This is a genomic window from Agreia sp. PsM10, from assembly GCF_030433855.1.
Taxonomy (GTDB): domain Bacteria; phylum Actinomycetota; class Actinomycetes; order Actinomycetales; family Microbacteriaceae; genus Agreia.
In genome coordinates this window covers 1-396 of record NZ_JARUXC010000037.1, presented here as the reverse complement: position 1 = coordinate 396, position 396 = coordinate 1, and the positions used below count along the sequence as shown (strand labels likewise).

1 protein-coding gene is annotated in these 396 nt (G+C 65.9%); it reads right to left on the bottom strand.

The window, feature by feature from the left end; all coding sequences use genetic code 11:
* On the bottom strand, positions 1-387 hold a 387-nt coding region (locus tag QCD70_RS18990; RefSeq protein ID WP_301219186.1), incomplete at its 3' end, for a hypothetical protein.
* Positions 388-396: the final 9 nt, after the last annotated feature.

The following is a 396-nucleotide window of genomic DNA, read 5'->3' as shown; positions in this document are numbered from 1 at the left end:
GACCGGGAAGAAACTCGGATTCGGCGTTCCCGACAAAGACACCGACGACCGCAACCGCTGGCCCAGGCTGATGCGGGCCGCCGCAGTGCGCTCAGAGATGTTCGTGGTCGCAGCAAGGAGCTTTCTCGCCGACCCAAAGCCGTGACGGTACGAGAGACCTGCGGTGTCGAGTTCACGGCGGGACTCGTGGGCGATCTCCGCGGCGACCCAGGTTCGGGCCGCGTCACTGGCGCGACCGATGGCCTCCCACTGATGGGCCGCTGCGAGCAGGGCATCACCGGAATCTGCAGGAGATCCGGAACCTGAAGCAAGGGCTACGCGGTTCTCGTCGAGGAGCTGCCGGAGACGCGCGGCGATATCGCCGAGGGATGCGTCGAGGAGGTCCATACGAGAAGT